Source organism: Oceanobacillus sp. NCCP-135 (assembly GCF_059698015.1).
This window is the reverse complement of sequence record NZ_BAAKSZ010000016.1, coordinates 1-18,937: the sequence shown is the minus strand read 5'-3', so window position 1 is coordinate 18,937 and position 18,937 is coordinate 1. Positions and strand designations below refer to the sequence as shown.

Annotated in this window: 14 protein-coding genes and 1 pseudogene; 3 read left to right on the top strand and 12 right to left on the bottom strand. The window is 34.6% G+C overall.

Translation table 11 applies throughout. From position 1 onward, the window contains the following. Window positions 1-791 precede the first annotated feature (791 nt). Complete coding sequence (locus AC6HVZ_RS12135; protein WP_497558432.1) at window positions 792-1,982, top strand: MFS transporter; 1,191 nt, start codon at window positions 792-794, stop codon at window positions 1,980-1,982. Between the two features lie 197 nt (window positions 1,983-2,179). Here the strand turns inward: AC6HVZ_RS12135 and AC6HVZ_RS12130 are convergent, their stop codons facing one another. The 11 genes from AC6HVZ_RS12130 to AC6HVZ_RS12080 all read right to left on the bottom strand — a co-directional run bounded on the left by AC6HVZ_RS12130 (window position 2,180) and on the right by AC6HVZ_RS12080 (window position 14,835). Then, window positions 2,180-2,641 carry a CBS domain-containing protein gene (locus AC6HVZ_RS12130; protein WP_497558431.1) on the bottom strand — a complete coding sequence of 154 codons (462 nt, stop codon included), beginning with the start codon at window positions 2,639-2,641 and terminating at the stop codon, window positions 2,180-2,182. 248 nt (window positions 2,642-2,889) lie between these two features. Continuing rightward, window positions 2,890-4,287: a hypothetical protein gene (locus AC6HVZ_RS12125; protein ID WP_497558430.1), complete on the bottom strand. Its 1,398-nt coding sequence runs from the start codon at window positions 4,285-4,287 to the stop codon at window positions 2,890-2,892. Between the two features lie 633 nt (window positions 4,288-4,920). Continuing rightward, window positions 4,921-6,942: a class I SAM-dependent methyltransferase gene (locus AC6HVZ_RS12120; protein ID WP_497558429.1), complete on the bottom strand. Its 2,022-nt coding sequence runs from the start codon at window positions 6,940-6,942 to the stop codon at window positions 4,921-4,923. Window positions 6,943-7,585: 643 nt separating this feature from the next. Next, window positions 7,586-8,842: a polysaccharide deacetylase family protein gene (locus AC6HVZ_RS12115; protein WP_497558428.1), complete on the bottom strand. Its 1,257-nt coding sequence runs from the start codon at window positions 8,840-8,842 to the stop codon at window positions 7,586-7,588. Continuing rightward, entirely contained in the window at window positions 8,794-9,045 is a 252-nt protein-coding gene (locus AC6HVZ_RS12110) for a hypothetical protein (RefSeq protein ID WP_497558427.1), read from the bottom strand. The genes AC6HVZ_RS12115 and AC6HVZ_RS12110 overlap by 49 nt, the downstream gene beginning before the upstream one ends. Window positions 9,046-9,453: 408 nt before the next feature. Continuing rightward, a complete protein-coding gene (locus tag AC6HVZ_RS12105; RefSeq protein ID WP_497558426.1) occupies window positions 9,454-10,032 on the bottom strand; it encodes a hypothetical protein in 579 nt (192 codons plus the stop codon). Between the two features lie 105 nt (window positions 10,033-10,137). Next, a complete protein-coding gene (gene merA, locus AC6HVZ_RS12100) occupies window positions 10,138-11,778 on the bottom strand; it encodes a mercury(II) reductase (protein ID WP_497558425.1) in 1,641 nt (546 codons plus the stop codon). Between the two features lie 541 nt (window positions 11,779-12,319). Beyond that, entirely contained in the window at window positions 12,320-12,832 is a 513-nt protein-coding gene (locus AC6HVZ_RS12095; RefSeq protein ID WP_497558424.1) for a dihydrofolate reductase family protein, read from the bottom strand. A gap of 240 nt (window positions 12,833-13,072) precedes the next feature. Continuing rightward, window positions 13,073-13,717 carry a transposase gene (locus AC6HVZ_RS12090; RefSeq protein WP_497558423.1) on the bottom strand — a complete coding sequence of 215 codons (645 nt, stop codon included), beginning with the start codon at window positions 13,715-13,717 and terminating at the stop codon, window positions 13,073-13,075. A 63-nt stretch (window positions 13,718-13,780) separates the two neighbouring features. After that, on the bottom strand, window positions 13,781-14,104 hold the full coding sequence (locus tag AC6HVZ_RS12085) for a hypothetical protein (RefSeq protein WP_497558422.1): 324 nt from the start codon (window positions 14,102-14,104) through the stop codon (window positions 13,781-13,783). Between the two features lie 8 nt (window positions 14,105-14,112). Beyond that, complete coding sequence (locus AC6HVZ_RS12080; protein WP_497558421.1) at window positions 14,113-14,835, bottom strand: hypothetical protein; 723 nt, start codon at window positions 14,833-14,835, stop codon at window positions 14,113-14,115. Between the two features lie 554 nt (window positions 14,836-15,389). On the opposite strand from AC6HVZ_RS12080, the gene AC6HVZ_RS12075 reads away from it, so the two are divergent. Next, window positions 15,390-15,557, top strand: a complete 168-nt coding sequence (locus AC6HVZ_RS12075) for a hypothetical protein (protein ID WP_497558420.1) — start codon at window positions 15,390-15,392, stop codon at window positions 15,555-15,557. Window positions 15,558-16,297: 740 nt separating this feature from the next. Here the strand turns inward: AC6HVZ_RS12075 and AC6HVZ_RS12070 are convergent. After that, window positions 16,298-16,771: a hypothetical protein gene (locus AC6HVZ_RS12070; RefSeq protein WP_497558419.1), complete on the bottom strand. Its 474-nt coding sequence runs from the start codon at window positions 16,769-16,771 to the stop codon at window positions 16,298-16,300. 149 nt (window positions 16,772-16,920) lie between these two features. On the opposite strand from AC6HVZ_RS12070, the pseudogene AC6HVZ_RS12065 reads away from it, so the two are divergent. Then, window positions 16,921-18,591 (top strand): annotated as a pseudogene (locus AC6HVZ_RS12065) (IS1634 family transposase). Window positions 18,592-18,937: the final 346 nt, after the last annotated feature.

Genomic DNA, 18,937 nt, shown 5'->3' with positions numbered 1-18,937 from the left:
AGTATGATATGTTATATTTTGCCTACGATAGACGCATTATCTCGATGACTGAAACAAATCCTAACAAATATTAAAGGAAAGGTAAAAAAGCATTCGTTTTAGCTTAATCAAGATATTGTTTATTCCAAAAAAATAAAATTACTTTTATAGGAGGGATATTTTTTTGCAAGAAAATCTAGGCAGGTGTCCATTTAAAAAAGGGTGAAAAGAACCGAGAAGTTCGAGGCGGCGCATCTTGGAGTACTAGGAAAGCTTTACCGAATCTGCATGACACGTAAGATAGGCGATTTTCCGTTCTAAAGAGCGAAACGTATATAGTTATTACGTGAGTACACGTTCTAGCACGCAGGAAAAGTGTTTTTCTTTTTCAAGGATGTGGGCAGTTTGAGTAGAAAATCCACTGTGATGTGTCATTTTCACCGGACTTTTTGAACAACCTCTAATAAGAATTTGCATTGGTATCACTTCTTTGACAATAAAAGAAGGCACCACCTATAGTGTTGTACCCTGTCATTTACGTCTATTAGCAGGTCCGGAGCAATTCTTCACATCTTTGTCACAAACTTCATTGACTATTCGATAGTTTCATGGTTAAATTGATAAGTCCTCTGTTAGTTGTAACAAAACCCGGGTAGAGTTTCATTGATTAAGAGAGTGAGGTACAAAACGATATATTTTTCAAATTTCTCCGTACTAATCCAATCATTACTCGAGACAATCTCCGCAATGATTTTATTATTACTTGAGCAATTTTTATTATAAATTCAAATAAATTGCTGAGGTGATGTTCTTTGTTAAAATATGCCATATTATCTGTATCACTTATTACCGTAATGGCTGGAGCTATTATAGCACCTGCTATAGCTTCTATTGATGCTGCGTTTCCAAATGCATCAAGATTCGAAATAAACTTATTAACTAGTTTACATGCAGCCTTTATGATTCCTTTTGCATTTGTATCAGGCTGGTTATGTAAATATTTTTCAAAAAAAGCTGTGTTAATTTTTGCTTTAATTCTTTATTTAGTAGCTGGAATTGGTGGTGGATTCGCACCAAATATGTTTATCTTATTAAGTACACGTGCCCTATTAGGTGTTGCTGTAGGGTTGATGATGCCGCTATCTACTACTCTGGTTTCAGATTATTATGATGGTGAAAAACGGACAAGTATGATGGGACTAGTTAGTGCCGCAACCAATTTAGGAGCAATTATTGCCATAGTTATCTCCGGAGTATTAGCAACGTTAGGTTGGCGATCAGCGTTTTATGTTTATGGACTTGCCGCACTTGTTTTGATTTTTGTTATTGCATTTCTGCCTAGAAAAAAAGTCAATACTTCATCTAAAACAAAAGAAATTACTAAAACTCCATTACCAAAAGCAAAAATTGCTGTTTACTCTGTTTTAATGTTTCTAATATTTATCGTGTTTTACTCCATCCCTTCAAATATGGCTTTATTCTTAAGGGAAAACTCCATTACAAATACAATTGTTTCTGGAATTATTATAGCTGCATGTTCGTTAGGTGGATTCCTTGGTGGACTAACATTAGCCTCCTTCCAAAGAAAACTTAAAAAAGCATACGTTCCAATTCAAGTCATGTTACTTGGCATTGGTTTCGCATTAATTGTCTTCACACAACCACTATTAACAATAGGTGTTGGTGTAGTAATCCTAGGTTTTGGTTACGGTAGCCTAGTGCCAGTGATTTTTGATGGTGTCTCAAAAATTACAACAGGCACACAAGCAATGATTGCAATGGCTATTGTACAGAGTTGTATCTACTTAGGCCAATTTAGTTCCCCACACATCCATAGAATGGTTAGTGTTTCTTTCGGTGACGGTAGTGTACATTATTCCTACACTGTCATGGCTATAATTCTATTGATTGTTGGTGCCTTACTAATCATTAAGACTTTATTTGAATTGAAATTTGCCAAAACTACAGAAGAAGTACCAGTTCCTGAAAAGAAATCTTTATAACTAGAAAACTTAAAAGGTGTTGAGGATGATAAACCATTCTCAACTCTTTTTTTATTTATTATTGTAATCGTTTACATCATTATGCTATATTTTATCCGAAATGTAAAGGTTTTTCAATTAATTTCTTCTTTTTTTTATTCTTTTTCCACTTATATAAGCTGTAAATAGTCAATTAATAATCTATCACTGCTTAACTTCTATTCTATCATCAATGATTTAAACACGTTTCGAATCACATCTCCACGGCTGATAATCCCCACAAGTACCCCTTCACGTTCTACTGGCAGTTTCTTAATTTGTTTTTTCCCTAAAATATGGGCAATATTCTCAATATCATCATCCCAGTTAACTTTATATACTGATTTTCGAGCGATATCCATCACATTGTATTCAAGTATTTTTTGCACTCTTTCTGCGAATCCATCATCATCTCCCTGCAATATGTTGACGAAATAAAGCGCATTGATGACATTTTCTTTATGCTTACCAATATAACGCATAATATCCCCATCACTTATATAGGCAACGATTTCATTCCGATCGTTTACGATAGGTAAACCACTTATCCCATTATCGATAAACTTTTCAATAACAGAACGCACGCTACTGTCTTCTTTCACCTTGATTACAGGTTTTTTCATAATTATATATGCTTTCATATTGATCCTAGTAACTAACGTAAATACTTATTATAGGATGGACAGTTAGTGCCAGGTACACCTCCTTTAGCATAGATAGACTATCGGGCATTCGCCGAAGCATATTATTGGTCAAAAATTCTAACCCAATTTATCTAAGACTGATTATATCATAAGCTTTGGCTTGCACCAACCGAAATTTATTTCCCTCCTGCTCATCAGGCTTAGCCTTGCACACTCTGCAAGTGGAGACTTGCTTCGGAGATTCGTTAAAAACCCTTTTGCATGTTAATATAAAGCTGACGATAAGCATCAGATTCATGATCCATTCCCTTTTGTTTATAGGCCTTTGCTAGCCATTGAATGGGTTTCGTCTCATCCGGCTTCAGTTCCATTTCCCAATTGAAACATTCAATTGCTTTAGCAAATTGCCCAAACTCATAATACAATTCTCCAAGAGGCTGCATTTCATCAAGATCATCATAAAGCTCATTCATTCGATCTATTTTCCTAAATATTTTTAGACCTTTATCATATTCCTTAAAAGGTTCGAGCCATTCTTTTACATAAGACAGCTCGTTTGTATTTAATAATGTAGAAACGTATTTATTAAGCAGTTCTTCAGCTTTAGCTGGAAATAAATGAATAACAGATAATAACAATCGATTTAATAAATCAGGGTGAAGTGAATGGCTCTCTACATTCAGCTGTTCTAATAAATCACCAAGACTTTCAATCTGGGGTCTACTTAGTCTAAAATCATGTGTCTCCATTAATTTAAATACGCCGTCAATGTTAGAGGTTTTTATATATTCATTAAATAAGTCCTGTAATAAAGGTGGAAATGGGGATGATAATTGAATGGATAGCTGTTCTAATATGAACATATTTTCCCTATCATCAAAATGTTCCTTTACTAATTGCATTAGTGAGGTATAGGAATCAATTGTAGGTGTCAGTGATACCTTGTTCGTATATAATACCATTAATTCTAACCACCGAGATTCCTTTTTTAAGTAAGCAACTAATTGCTCAAAGGAATGGTTATTTTCTTGCTGGTAATACAGAATTTTTTCTGCATAAATTGAATCTTTTTGGTAGAGCTTCTCGGAGTGTTCCTTATACAAATAAGCGAAATCATTAAAGGCGAAGTCATTGGACAGCTGTTTTACTAGACTATCTTCCGGAGCAAAGTCCATTAAAATACGAATAATTCGATAACTTAAAAACATCTGTCCATTACGACGATATTGATAAAATATGGCTATTATTTCTTCTAACAATTGTTTTTTCGGAATAAACGACTCTAAGTAGGTTAGGATTAACGCCTTTTCTTGCGGAGTGTAATGCTTGTCTAAATTGGTTAGTAGCGGTTTTATATGAATTATTTGCAGCGGGGAATGGGAAGAAAGTAGACTATTTAAAAATGGATGAGGGCAGTCAAATATCAATCCTTCTTTAAAAACACTTTCAATATATGATTGTCGTTGCAAACTAGTTGTCTTAAGGCCAGTCAGGAATTGACATTTATAATAGATCAAATAATATGTTTGTTTTTCCTCACTCACTGCTTCTATGATTTGACTTTGATGATAGAAAGAAACTCGCTTTGCCTGTAACTGAATTGGAGTTCGTTGTTCATATAGTAAAAATTGTTCTTGATTCATGTGAAGACCCCCTATTATATCTTTAACATTATATAACTGTTTAATTAAACGATGCAACAGTACTTCATTTATTTTAACTAATTCAATTATTTACTGAATATACTTTTCAATTCGCTTGTACCATTCATTTTAAGTGTAATAATATTTTTTATCAAGTTATACATAAGCAACAATAAAATCTCGTTAAATCCCTCCCCCCAAACCCATGTTTCACCATTTTAGAGATGACAGGAATTTGCTATAAACCACACTTTTAAATTAACCTTTTTCAGTAAAAATATATTATTTCACGATAATCCATTTTTACTGATATATGCTTTCTTGCGCCTTGATATAAAAAGGCTTAACAGGCTTTTTTTTCACATTTCCATTCACACGTTTTGGTGACTTCACACGTTAATGTTGTTAGCCTGAATCAAATTCCGTCATTGAACCAAGCTATGATTCAGTGGAGATACACTATGAACTATTAGCTATTCTTCCACCAATGGTTCTAGTTGATTAAAACTGTCATTCCCTGATGCTGGTATATACGGAGCCCTGCAGTATCCCAATAAATATTTGACACGCACAATGACAAATGCGATAGATTCATGTTCAACTGATGACCAATTTGAAGAAAGTCTTTTTATTTCAATCTGCTTTTTCAATGACTAAGAATATAGTGCTGTCTGGTAACGTGACTTCATTATAACTTTCATCATAAAAATCTATTTTTCTTTTTAAGAAGGTTACATAACCCCCCTGCAAATAATTATATTTATGAATAATTTTTACTTTATCTCCAAATAATTCTTTGATTAACGTGACATATTGTGAAGGTGTCAATATGCCGAATTGTTCCTGCACTTCATATAAAAAGCTTTCCTTTCCCCAAGTATACGTATATAGAAACTCCATCGCATCGTTAATAGGTAATTTAGCTTCTGAGTCATTTAGAAACTCACATTCAATCTCTCTTCCTTTGAACAATTGAATGAATTCTTTCAAAAACCTGATGTCATAGGGATCTTTAAATCGAATAATTCTTTTAGTTTGTGCATTTTCCATCATGACTCCATCTCGAATAATGATTCTTCCTTCTGGCTTTAATACTTCATAAGCACTTGCTAAAGTTTCCCTCACCACTTGTGTATTAAATTTTTTTCCTTCAAATTCAATGTAAGAATATAATTCATGTATAATTGAAGAATAAATAACGGTATCAAATGATGATTTTGGAAAATTATCAGTTAAATTTAGTGCATTTCCTCTTACAACATTCCAATTTCTATTTTCATTTTTCTTTTTTCTTTTGAGTTCGTTAATCACATTCTCTGAAATATCAATTCCTGTAATTTTTTTTGATGGCATGTCATTTTCAATCATATCCATCAATATACCACCGCCTGGCCCTATATCCAGTATACTATTGCCTTTAATGTAATCAATAATTATTTTTTTGTCTTCAGCTGCACTATTCATATCTTTAAGATAAACTTCTTCATTATAAAATCTGTCATAAGAATCTCTTCTAAGACCAAATAAATCAAACAGCATTAATATGGCACGATTATGCATCATATCAACTTTTTCAGCTTCAACACAGAAATTGATCAGTGTTTCTCCAACAGGGGAAAACTCAAAAAACACTTCAACCATTTTTGCCTTTTTATTCAGTTTACAAACTAATTTCAAATGAACAGAGCCTGCATCACTATAGACTTCGATGTCTTTTAGAAACTTCTCAACAATTCGGATTTTGTATATATTACTTTTAGTTTGACCATCAGATTCATAATGTAGTTGTTTCATCATTTTTTCAAATTGTAGATGCTTATAATCGTAATGTTTCGTTTTTGCATGAATTAATTTAAAAATTGTCCACACTTCTTTAAAATTCAAGTCATGTATAGATGGTTCCACATACCAAAACTCTTTGTTCCAAAAAAAAGATTCTAATTCATCATAACCATCCGCCATAACTTTCTTCTTTTCTTGATCCGGTTCATTTAGTGAAGCAGTCAGTTTACAAATCCTTTGATCAAAAGGGTCTACTAAATCTCCTTCGAATAATTGATGAACGACTTTATCAACATCTTTCTCTAATCTCCTCCACAATTCATCAGAAACACCACTTATAACACATTTATTCAATAAGAATATCAGTTCTTTTGATTTTTCAATACTATATTTTTCTTTTAAGATGGATAATAATTTAGAGGGGGACTCCAAAATGGATTCACCTCGAAGAAATTGACCAATTAAACCGTGTATTTTAATTAATTCGTATATTAATCGTTTATTATTTCCTTCGTAGTACTCAGCAAATATACACATCGAACCTTCATTATGAACCAATAAATTATAGCCCTTTTTCAGCCATTCTTTGCGCCGAGCATAACTCCCGCCTTTAGCCGTTTCACTATAAACGAGCGTGGTAGCAATCAGATGTTCGATTTCTTCCTCCAAATTTAATTGTACGAGTGTTTTTAAAGTCCTATAGACATATAACACTAAATCGTTAGGCTCCCAGTCATTAACTGAATAGAAGAATTCCAAATTTAGTGAATTATTCTCAGATTCAGCCAAAAACTGTAACCACTTTGGTGAATTTTCTATATTTCCTGTCCTTAAATAGTCTTCAATATGATCCAGATGTGTTTTAAAATACATTCCTGTACTCCTTTTAGATTGTGATAGTTACATCTTTGTTGACATAAGCTTGAAATGAAATTCCTTTTATACTTACAAAAATGATGCAAAATCTGAATTAATCTTTTTTAATTAGATCATTAATTCCACCATTCATTAATATTAATTTTAAGTTCCTGTTGTTTATTATACAGTGTTATTTTAATTAAATTACTACATCAATCAAAACCACTAGTGCAAATTGAGTAAACGTGATCGAATGGACAACATTGGAACAAATGATTACAACAGTTTAGAAGCACACGTTTATCACCGTATGTACAAAAACGGGGTCGTATGAGAAAAATGCTGCTGCATCTTTCTAGAGGTCAGAGGTTAGATAGGTAGAAATTGGTATAAAAACCGATTTCATTATCTAGACTTCCCTAATTTTTTACTTTTTTTGAAAAAGAAAAACATCCCTGCCACAATCGCTGCTGCGACAAGGGTTAGGTATTATTCGATACTGCTTTTCATTCCAATCTTGATTGGTTCAAATTTCATCTTATAGCATACCTATCAAAAAAACTAATTTATATCATTTTCTTAGCTTTCAAACAGATTCATCCTATTTCACCCTAATGGTGCACTAGTGGAGCTCGCGGGCAATAATACTTATTCTAATTTAGTTACCGTAATGTGGTCCAACACCTTGTTCATCCCACAGTTCAAGCAGCTGTGAAACAGTTACCATTTGATATCCCTGCTTATCCAATGAGCTTAATAGTTGCGGTAAGGCTTCAGCAGTTGAAGCATGAATATCATGCATTAATACAATTGATCCCGAAGCAACATTGGAAGTCACTTCCTCGTTTATCGCTGTTGCATTACGACTTTTCCAGTCAAGTGAATCAACTGACCACATAACGATAGGGAGTCCTAAATCTATTGCAATCTGTTTCACGTTATCATTTGACGCACCATACGGCGGACGCAATAATGTTGGAGTCTTACCAGTTGCTTTCTGAATAATACGACTGGATTGCTGGATTTCCTCGCTAATTTTATTTGGATGCAAGGTGGTTAGATCCTGATGATTCATCGTATGGTTTCCAATTTCATGTCCTGCTTTCGCTACCTCATTGGCAAGGGATGGATAATATTCCACCTGACTTCCAAGCATAAAGAATGTTGCTTTGGCATCATGTTTTTTCAGTAGATCCAAAATTTGCGGCGTCACTTCCCGATGGGGGCCATCATCGAACGTTAAGGCAACATATTTTCCCTCCGGATCAAGTTTCACCGTGTCCTCAGAATGCTGTTCTTTCTGTTCTTCTTCTTTGTTCTTTTCTTTATCAGGAATCTTCACATCTATTTTTTTCGCGAATTTCTCATTGAGATACGGTTTGATTTTCTTCATTGGAATTTCTGTTTTTATCGCACCAGCTGCACCTGCTGCAATTTCATATTCATCAAAATAAAAAGTCACGCCCTTACGACTGATTGACCATTCCCATTTTTCAGGGTGCTCTATAACTTCTTCTACCATATCATCAAAGATATAGATGCTGATCTCTTGATCGCTGTGTAACTCATCCAAAATAAGTTTTTGAATGTCCTTCATCGACGTTTCATTCAACTGAAAAACATCATCCAATTGTAACAGTTTGTTTTGATTCAAATCAATGATGAATGACTTCATTTTCGTCATTCCGTTAGCTCCACCTGTTATTTGATACGCTTCAAATTCGAGCGCATAGATTTTATCGGCTACTTTTTCCGTCTTCGCTTGTATATTTAAGTGTGCACGGAAATCATTCTCCTTAAGCATTTTTTTCCATTCTTTAATCTCAGTTGTAAATTCCTTTTTCTGTTGGTTAATCCACTGATCTATCAGTTTATTAATCTGTTTGTTTTCTGTATACGGCTGACTAACCGACAATGTATATATATATCTGTTTCTTTTGTCTCTGTTTTGATGTTCAAACCCGGATAAACGCTAGAATCTACAATCTTTTCTTTTGGTTGACTTGGTTCAGATGATTCCTCCAAAACCTTGGCAACCGCTTTATTTACTCCAAAAATAATTCCAAAAAGCAGAAAAACAATAACAATCCATCCAGGTAATTTGATACGTTTGATCATGATGGCTCATTTCCTTTTAATAGTTTAATAGAATGTAATTATATCATAAAAAGCTTTAAAACTAAAAAGAACAGAACACCTCAAAAAGTACCAAAATTCCGTTTGTCTATTTGAATTTTCTGCAATTCATGAAACAATAGAGATACCTTCGTTCACTCCATCTGTTTCTGCGAATACTTTGGAAAGTCTACCCTCGTACTCTTCTTCCAAATGGTTATCGGATAGTTGAGATGACCCTTCAACCATTCATATTTGTGGTCAACCTCTTGATAAGTTTCCCAAAATAGTCTATTAGTGAAGAAATTAGGAATTTTCTAAAAGCATTTACTGGAGGAAATAAAACGGAAACTTCTGCGAGAGAAATTGCTTAGGTGATCCATGGTTTTATTAGCAATAAAAAAAGTAACCCTATGAGGGATTACTTTTCGCGTGATTAGCTTTAAATCTTTTGACAAACAATGTAAACCAGTAGGAAATAAACACTACTACAAGGTCAATAAGGAATATATGAAAGTTATTTGTACCCTTATAAAACTTTATTAATCCCATCCATTCTTCTATTGTTGCAAAACCAAACGCAAATACAGCACTTAATAGAAGGGAATATAAGTAAAAATTCTTCCTACGTTTTGTTGTATACTGATATAAAAGTAGAAAACCTACAGGAAGAATAGATGCCGTTATATTCAAAGAATATGGCAGATCAGGTGAAAGAAAGTATGTATGAATCATGAAATTCTTTCTTTCAAGAATTAAACTGGCATAAGTCCATAAAATATGGACCGTATAACCGAAGAAAAGGACTTCAAAAATTCTCTCTCGGTCAACTTTAAAGAAAAGTAAAACCAATGGAAGAAGAAAAAACAGCAAACTTACCCAGAACTGCCATGTACCAAGATTGGAATAAGCGTTCCAGTAGGACGATATAAGCTCATTAAATTCTTCTGTCTTCACATAAATTTCATCCCAATATTCGCTGATACCCATAAGATAGCCTCCAATTTTAGTCTTATCTTATGGATAAATGATTAATTTATGTAATTTTATTAATAAGAAGTGAAGCTATAATGATCAGTTTTTTTCAGACTAACCTTACCCTGCGCAACAAGATAATTTCGAAACGTCTTTATCAAACGTTAGTGCAGCTAACTTTAAACCTTCTGCCATCGTTAAGTAAGGGACAATACTTTCTTTTAAATCTTCAACAGTCAACCCAAATTTAACAGCTAATGTTGCTGCATAGATAACATCTCCAGCATTTTCAGAAACGATGTGTACGCCTAGTACTTTCATAGTTTTCGCTTCAGCAACAAGCTTAAAGACTCCCGTTGTTTCCCGGTTCACAATCGCTCTTGGAACGGCATCTAAAGGCAATACAGATGTTTTAACTTCATATCCTTTTTCTTTTGCTTGGGCTTCTGTTAAACCAACTGTGGCAATAGCTGGATTCGTAAATATAACTCCTGGTACCACAGATAAATCTAACTTTTTATTTAAACCGCCAATTGCGTTATCTGCAACAATACCACCTTCATACGCTGCAACATATACAAATTGAGGGCCTAAGGTCACATCTCCTGCTGCATAAATCCTTTCATTACTTGTTTGAGCAAAATCATTGATTAGCACTTCTTTCCGTTTGCCTACTTCCACACCAGCAGCATTTAAATCCAGGGATTCTGTATTTGGTTTTCTACCAGTAGCAACAAGTAACTGTTCAGACTCAATCACTTTTTTCTTACCAGCTACCGTGACATGAACCTTCTTAACATCCCCATCTTGTTCCACATAATCAAAAGTTGCTCCTTTTACAAGGTTAATTCCCTGCTCTAATAACGCTTTTTCTACTGCTTCTGAAATCTCGGGATCGTATTCTTTTAAAAGACGCTCGCTTCTTTGCATCAACGTCACTTCCGAGCCTAAGTTGTGAAACAATTGCCCAAGCTCCATTCCAATATATCCGGAACCAATCACCGTTAACCGTTTAGGAACTTTCTTTAATTCAAGTAATGTGGTGCTAGTTAAATAGTCCACTTCTTCAAGACCTGAAATCGCTGGTAAGGAGGGAGATGCACCCGTTGCTATTAAATAGCGTTTTGCTGATAACTTTTGACTATTTACTTCAAGCGTATTTTCATCAACAAACTTCGCTTCACCCTCAATTAAATCAAATCCGTATTCATCAATTAAATCCACATATTTATTATTCCTCAACTCGCTAACCAATTCATTTTTTTGTTTAATTAATGGCGCTAAGGCCACTTCTCCTACAGATGTTTGCAATCCTGTAAATGGGTTAACTTTTGCCACATGATTGATTTCCCCTGCTCGAAGGAGGGTTTTTGATGGAACACAACCGATATTTACACATGTTCCTCCAACTGTGTCACGTTCAATCATTCCAACTTTGGCCCCGTATTCGATTGCTTTAATTGCAGCAGAGAAAGCTGCTCCTCCTGAACCAATAATAAGCAAATCATAATCTCCCTCACCCCCTAATATTACCTCTTCTTGCGATGAAACTTCTTTAATTTCTCCGGGCTGATATTTTGCTTCATCAACTGCCTTTTTGGCTGTTTCAACACCTACGTTATCCGGAAGCTGAAATACGGCTTCGCCTCGGCGAAAACTTGCCTCAATATTTTTTGCGCCTGCCTTTTCTAAAGCAACAGACACATGTTCTTCACACCCTGTACAAGTCATTCCCTCAATGTTTAGTTTGAATTTTCTCACGTCGTAGCCTCCTCTTATTTTATTTTTCCTCACTTCTTATTTTATAACCCAAATCTGTAATGACTTCTTTCGCTTCTTCTAAACTAATTATAGATGGATCATAAGTAAGTACTGTTCCTCCTATTTCTTCAACCCAATTCGTTGAACACCTCTATATTAGAAAAGGTGGATTTTACTAAAAAATACAAGATGCTCAAGTAAAACCATCTATATGAAATGAGACCGTTTCAGGAGTTTTTGATTGAGATCCGTATTAAAATCGCTGAGCTAATTTAACAAAACTTGCTTAAAAAGCTATAAACATAGAAGCAACTGCAACATGCTCTGCTCGTTATACATAAACATCACTTGATTGTACTCACACGGCAGTAAATGCCAACTCGTTTATCTCTCTTTTGTGGTTTTGCTGGAATATATTCATTTTTTTTATTTTCAGCCACGACAAAACCTCCGTAATTACAGATTCCCAGATTCCTTGACAGATTGGAATTTGTATGACCTAACAATGGTAAAGATAAAGAATTCTGAAAAGCTGAAATAACTATATTTTACTATAAATTAATTCTGCAAATTGTCCGTATTTTTTTACTTCTTTCAAGCAAAATCGCTTCAACACTTCTTTTTGTGAAAATAACGGTATTCCCATCCCCAATAACACTGGAGCAATCTGTATTATCATATTATCAACCATATCATTATCTAACAGAGGGGCTAATATTGTGTTACCTCCAACAATCCAAACGTTTTTTTCCCTCTCTATTTGTTTCACAAATTCAACAACATCACAATTCATAGGAATAAATTCCCTAACTGATAAGCTTTCAGCATGTGTAAAAACATAATTTTTGGTAGTCGAGTAAAGACTGCCGATATTCTCTATGTTTTCAATTTCATTAAATGTTCTTTTGCCCATTATAGTAATATCCATGTTTTTATAGAAGCTTTCATAACCAGTTTCTTCTATTGAACCAGTTTGATAAAGCCAGTCCAAGTTATGATTTTTGTCAGCAAGATAGCCATCCATAGTAATGCAACCGTAAAAAAATACACTCATTTTTAATAAATCTCCTTTGATAAAGTCAAATTTATCGAACGGCTTACAGCTCTGAGGAGTAAATTTTTTCACTTCTCACTGGTTCGTTAAATTTCAATAAGTAAATCACTGAATATTATGAATATATTCTCTCGCCATTTTTGCGACAAAGAGAAAACCAATTTTTTGAAGTTAATTTTTTGAAAATTATACACAAATGTTGTTTTTGCTTTTTATCACATCCTTTGCTATACTTTTTTACTAGGTAAACCTAACTTGAATTGGTTTTGCTAGCTTAGTCATATCCTCGTCTGTTATGATTTGAGTCTGAAATGCTCTTAACAGATCTGAGGATATTTTCTTTGCTTTCTTTTTCACCTTCTTCATGACTTTCGATCCGTTTTCAAATAGTTGTACTAATATATCTGCTATTTGAGTGAGAAGATAGTGATTCTTCATCGCCGTATAATCGTGACTATTGGCGTGTTGAATAAAGTAACGAATATTTTTCTGGTTATTAAAACCTTCATTTTCGATTTTCCAACGTCTTCTGCCAAACGCTACAAGCTCCTGAGCATTCTTTTTTGTAATATGAATATTAGTCACAAAGGTAAACTCCCGTCTTGCTTCTTCCGTTTCTTCTATGAATTCCAAGACATTCAGCGTATGCTGCTTGTAATCTATTTCATTTACCCATGAAACGCCAGCGGATGTATTATCTTTTTCCATTTTTTTAATCTTTTGAAATTCCTCCATCACTGTTTTAATCCGACCTTCCTTCAATCGAAGTAGGTATTTCCAGTTATTTTTTTTACATATATTGAATACGCCTTCGCATGCATAAAGGCTATCTGCAATAATACAAATAGGTAATCGTTTGAACATGTCTTTAAGTTTCGGTGCCATACGGTAATATGCGTTGAGTTCACAATCTTACTTTTCCGCATCCTCTGACTCATTTTCAATAAATTACGTTGCAATACTGAAAACCATGTCTCCAACCACTAGTTTCGCTTCTAAAACATGATGCATATAAACAATCTTTTTCTCGCCTGTTTTCCTGTCTTTATATTCTCGTCTTAGACAATGTTCACAGTGCTTTTCATGAAACGTAAAAAGTCCGGTTCCATCAATGATAATTCCCCAGTATTTCCAGTTTATTCGATAATCATAAAAGCATTTCTTGTTAATCAGCTCTTTGATCATATAGGTTCTAATTTTTTCAATTTCCTCCGGATTTAAACGAGCTAAAAAATCATTTATCGTATCATAATGCGGGATCTCCTCTAACATTTCTATGTCTAACAGGTATCTTCTATATAGGTTTCTCCGCTATCTTTTTCTCTAATGACTTCAACTTTCACTTGTTCGTCGTTTTTCCAATAAACCCTAAAGTTATCAGTTGTATACGTATCACTTGGGATATGTTCTTTATACCTTTCTAAAACACTCCCTCGTTCTCCATAAAATATTTGGACCGTTGAGTATCTAAATGTGTTTTTAGATTTACTTACCTCTCTGAGTTCGATAATATTTATAAGGTTTGGTGATTCACTTGTCATAAATGTAAAAGAACCTAGTTCCCTTTCCGAGCCTTCACTTCCCTTGAAAGGGGGAGATTCTTTAGCATTAAATTTAATTACATCTGAATATTGTTCCTCGCCATATATAGTAATCGTAGCTTCGCTATCATTTTCCCAGTGGATTGCAAAATTTGATTCCCGAAGTATTTTCCCATCATTTTTAACACTTCGCTCAATATGTTTTCTATCGTACTTAACTTTTACCAGGGATGGTCCAAACCAAGCAGGTTGCCCTTTCTCAACAACTTCAATAGTATTAATATCGTTTGGATAATTACTAATTACAAGGGTTTTCTCTTTAAAAAACATTTCAAAGGAGAATATACCAACGAAAATAATAATGGGCCCGAATAATAATATAACTGCCCAAGTAAGACAACCCCATTTTGTCCGTTTTTTTGTTTGCTCAATATCCCGCTTAGTATCTTTTTCAATATCCATTAAGCTACTCCCTTTATCATCTGTAAACCCTATTTAATAATTATACTGCAAAAGATAACTCTTGAAACCCATTTAATGAAAAAGAGGTGATTACTTCTAGCTTTTGGTTGAGCGTTTTGGTGGAAGTTTTTTCTCTTTAAATTATCTTTCTAGCTAGCCAACGTATACCAAAGTATCCGAATGCCTTTTCATAATTTCACACTTTTACCTCCTCGTAAATTAGGCTTGTTCATTTTTCCCCCTATAACTTCATTTGTCGATTCCATAACAATATAGGTAGTCATTATTTCGAAAAAGGATCCAACACCTTTTGAAAAAGTGTTGGTCCTATGCGTTAAAGAGGGTGTCTCATATGAGACTTCTACCTTCTTCAGACATATTAATTCGTGTATACTATTACTAAAAGGATGATAATAAAGAATCAATAAAACAGAATATACAAAGATCTGAATGTGAAATTGGAAAGTCTTAATTGGCTCTTCGCCAAGCCCCCCTGAATCATTCGCATATAACTGGTGAAAAAAGAATAAAGAAAAACTCTAGGAGGAAGATAAATGCCAGTCGGAGAACAGATGATAATAAAGTTAAAAAAGAACTCTGAAGCAAGTGCTGCACTGCAACAAAAATTCCAAGAAAATCTAGCGAGTTTCTATCGTAATAAAAGAGAGATAGATTACCAGCACGTTCAGGCTGAAATGGGACGATTATTACAAAATAAGTAAAATGATTTGGTTTTAAAATAACAAGTGGATAATGACCGAAGAACCAGCCAATAACTTTCAATATGGTTTTCTTGATAGACCTACAAAAAATAAAAGACCAGACACTTATAAGAAAGTATCCAGCCACTTGTTTTGCTCTTGACGAGCAATAAGAGAAACACTCGTTCTTCCCTTTAGAGAAAACACGAGCCTAAAAGTTTACATTTGTTTAAACCGAGTCATACACTATCCATCCCTTAATATAAATATGAAATTGCAATATGCATTTTAGATTTAACTTTTTATAGCGTGATCATTTAAACTTATAAAAAACCTTTTACTAATTTCATCCACCCAATTATCGCAATTGTTAACAATATTAGCCAAAACAGACTTTGACGAAAAACTCTTGGGATAGAAAACCAATACGAAATAATTTTTAACGAGCTACTATCTTTGTTGTCTTTGTCATTTTTAATCGCAAACCCCTCCTATAATTGGATACCGTGTAAAAGAATAACCTTTCACAATCTTTTCTAACATTGTAGCATAATTTTATAATGACTTTTTGAATTATAAAATTATGCGTAGAAATTAATTGCCTAAACCTATCAAATTGATTATGATTTTTATCAATCTGGAATAAAAGAAACCAAGTAGTTTTAAACAACCGATACAATATATGTATTTCTCCTAATGAACTCGTTAACAGAACCATGAGTGCTTTTAGGTCTTTATTGTAAGATATAAAAAACAGTTTGTCACCCTAAAAAGAAGACTATAAATTTAGCAATTAAAAGTGCATCAGATGGTGGAATTCCCGCTTGTACAAGAGCAGCTGTGACAGCAGTCTCTCCAAAACCAGTCAAATCATCAACTACGTTTGCAGCAGTATTTCCCCATTTGCCAATGACATTTCCAAGTTTGTCAGCCCACTTAAAAGGTATTTTGTTTATGAGATTCTTTAGGACAAAGCCACCTTGTCTCATAGCAAATGAAAGAGCTTTGGTCTTAATACCTTGCGGTTGTATTTCGATATTCTGGGCTTGATTCGTTAAAACTCTTTGTTGTTGCAGACTATAAGTATTACTCGTTGATGTATGTACTTTGGAGTTTTGAAGATTTTCGTAATTTCTCGCTGTTTCTGCGTATACAGGTCCAACCGTTGAAAAGAACATCCCAAAACAAAGGAACACGACAAAAACTGGAAACAATCTCTTTTTCATATTTTTCATAATAGAAACCTCCTACTAGCATGAGTTTCCTACACTCTCCCTCAATATGCTGCTAGGACAGGCTTTATAGGTATTTTATTATATAGACTAAAAAATATACTCGATACTTCTTTATTGACAACTGTTTAAAGATGTTGTTTAAACTAATTATGGCTACTATTAGAAAACAAAAAGTTGGCAAAAACACATACTGGCAAATCATTGAAACCAGGCGGGTTAATGGGAAGCCTCGCCCAATCGTTTTAAAGCATTTAGGTACAGCTGAAAATTTGCTGTATAAACTAAGAAATGGTTCGCTGATTAAAAAGGTTCGTTCCCGCTCTTAAGGATCGGTTGAACTTTTATGGCAAATGGCTGAAGAGCTGAATATCCTTGACATTTTCGAACAGCACTTTCCGAGTCAAAAGCGGGCTGGACAGACGGTTGGCCAATCTTTATTATTAGCTTCCGTTTATCGAGCTCTGCAGCCTGGAAGCAAAAGGGGTTTTTCAGGTTGGGCCAAACAAACGACATTACCGGATTTGGCCGGGTTCAATCCGGAAAAATTGGACAGTCGTCATTTTTGGGATCAGATGGATACGATCACTGATGAACAATTAGACAAAGTAGAAAAAGCTCTCACACGTCACATGGTGGACCAAGAATTGTTGTCTTCCCGTTTATTATTTTACGATTTGACCAATTTTGCGACTCACATTGCCGCAACAAATGAAAAATCGGATTTGGCCGAAAGGGGGAGGAATAAACAAAAACACAATGATTTGAAGCAATTCGGGTTGGCTCAGGTGGTCACAAAGGAGTTTCTTATTCCGGTACTGTCAGATATCTATGAGGGAAATCAGTCAGACAGTAAGTTGTTTATTCCGTTTTTAAATAAACTGCGAAATAAACTGACTGAATTGCAGTTGGCTGTGGAGGAGTTTACGGTCGTCTTTGACAAGGGAAGCAATACAAAAAAGAACTTCGCAAACCTGGATGCCTCTGAAGTTCCTTATGTGGCATCATTGTCTCCAGCGTATCATGAGGATTTGGTAAACATCCCTTTCTCGAAATATAAACCGGTTGACGTTGAAGGAAAGGAAGTAACCTGTTATCGTACGCAAAAAGAAGTGTGGGGCAAAGAGCGATCTCTGGTTCTTTATGTTAGTAATCGATTGCGTGAGGGACAGATTCGCGGTCTACATCAAGCGCTGATCAAAAAACAAGGACAATTACAGGAACTCAAGGATAAATTGACCAATCCACGGGCTCGCAAACGAAAGAAAGAAACACTTGAACGAGATATCGAGCGCATTCTAAAAGGAGAACAATGTAATCGTATCTTGAAGGTGATCCTGCATGAAAAAGGAAATGGAAAGTTTGATCTTGACTGGACGATCGATACATCAGCATACGAATGGATAACAGAAGTTTACTTTGGTAAACGCATCATTGCCACCAGTAGACATGAATGGTCGAATGCGGAAATCATAGCAGCATATCAAGGACAGAACCATGTAGAACAAGTATTCAAACATTTGAAGAATCCTTTTCATCATGCCGTGACTCCGCAGTTTCACTGGACCGATCAGAAAATTAAAGTACATACCTTTATTTGTCTCGTTGGTCTATTACTTTCCCAGTTATTATGGAAGAAGGCAAAAGAAGCTGGATACCGGATGAACGTGGAGACATTACTGGATCGGTTGGGTGAAGTTCGCTTAGCCGAAATCTATACGATTCACGGTTTAAAAGAAAAGCCGAAAAAAAAAGAGCAGCTGGAAGTTATGGATTCAGAATTGGAAACGTTATATCATACCCTGGCGAAAAAGGACTCTTAGTTTATACACGCCGGGGTGCTTGTGATTCCTTTTATATCAAGGGATATAGGCTATTTTTTGGGTTTGAAGTAGGAAACTCACGCTAGAAATCTTAAAAAAGGCTGTGGGCATACTGAGTAATTAACAGGAATAATCTACAAAATAACGAATGAAATGACAAAGAAACGCAAGATTTCTGTTAACAGTGTGCTCAAAATATTGGGCGTTTCTACATCGGGATATTACAGTTGGAAAAAGCGAACACCTTCGAAACAAGAAATAAGAAAAAAGGATATTAAAACAGGACTCGGGACAATTAAAAGTCTTCAGGTATAGAAACCCCAAGAACCCTATTAAATCAAGGTTT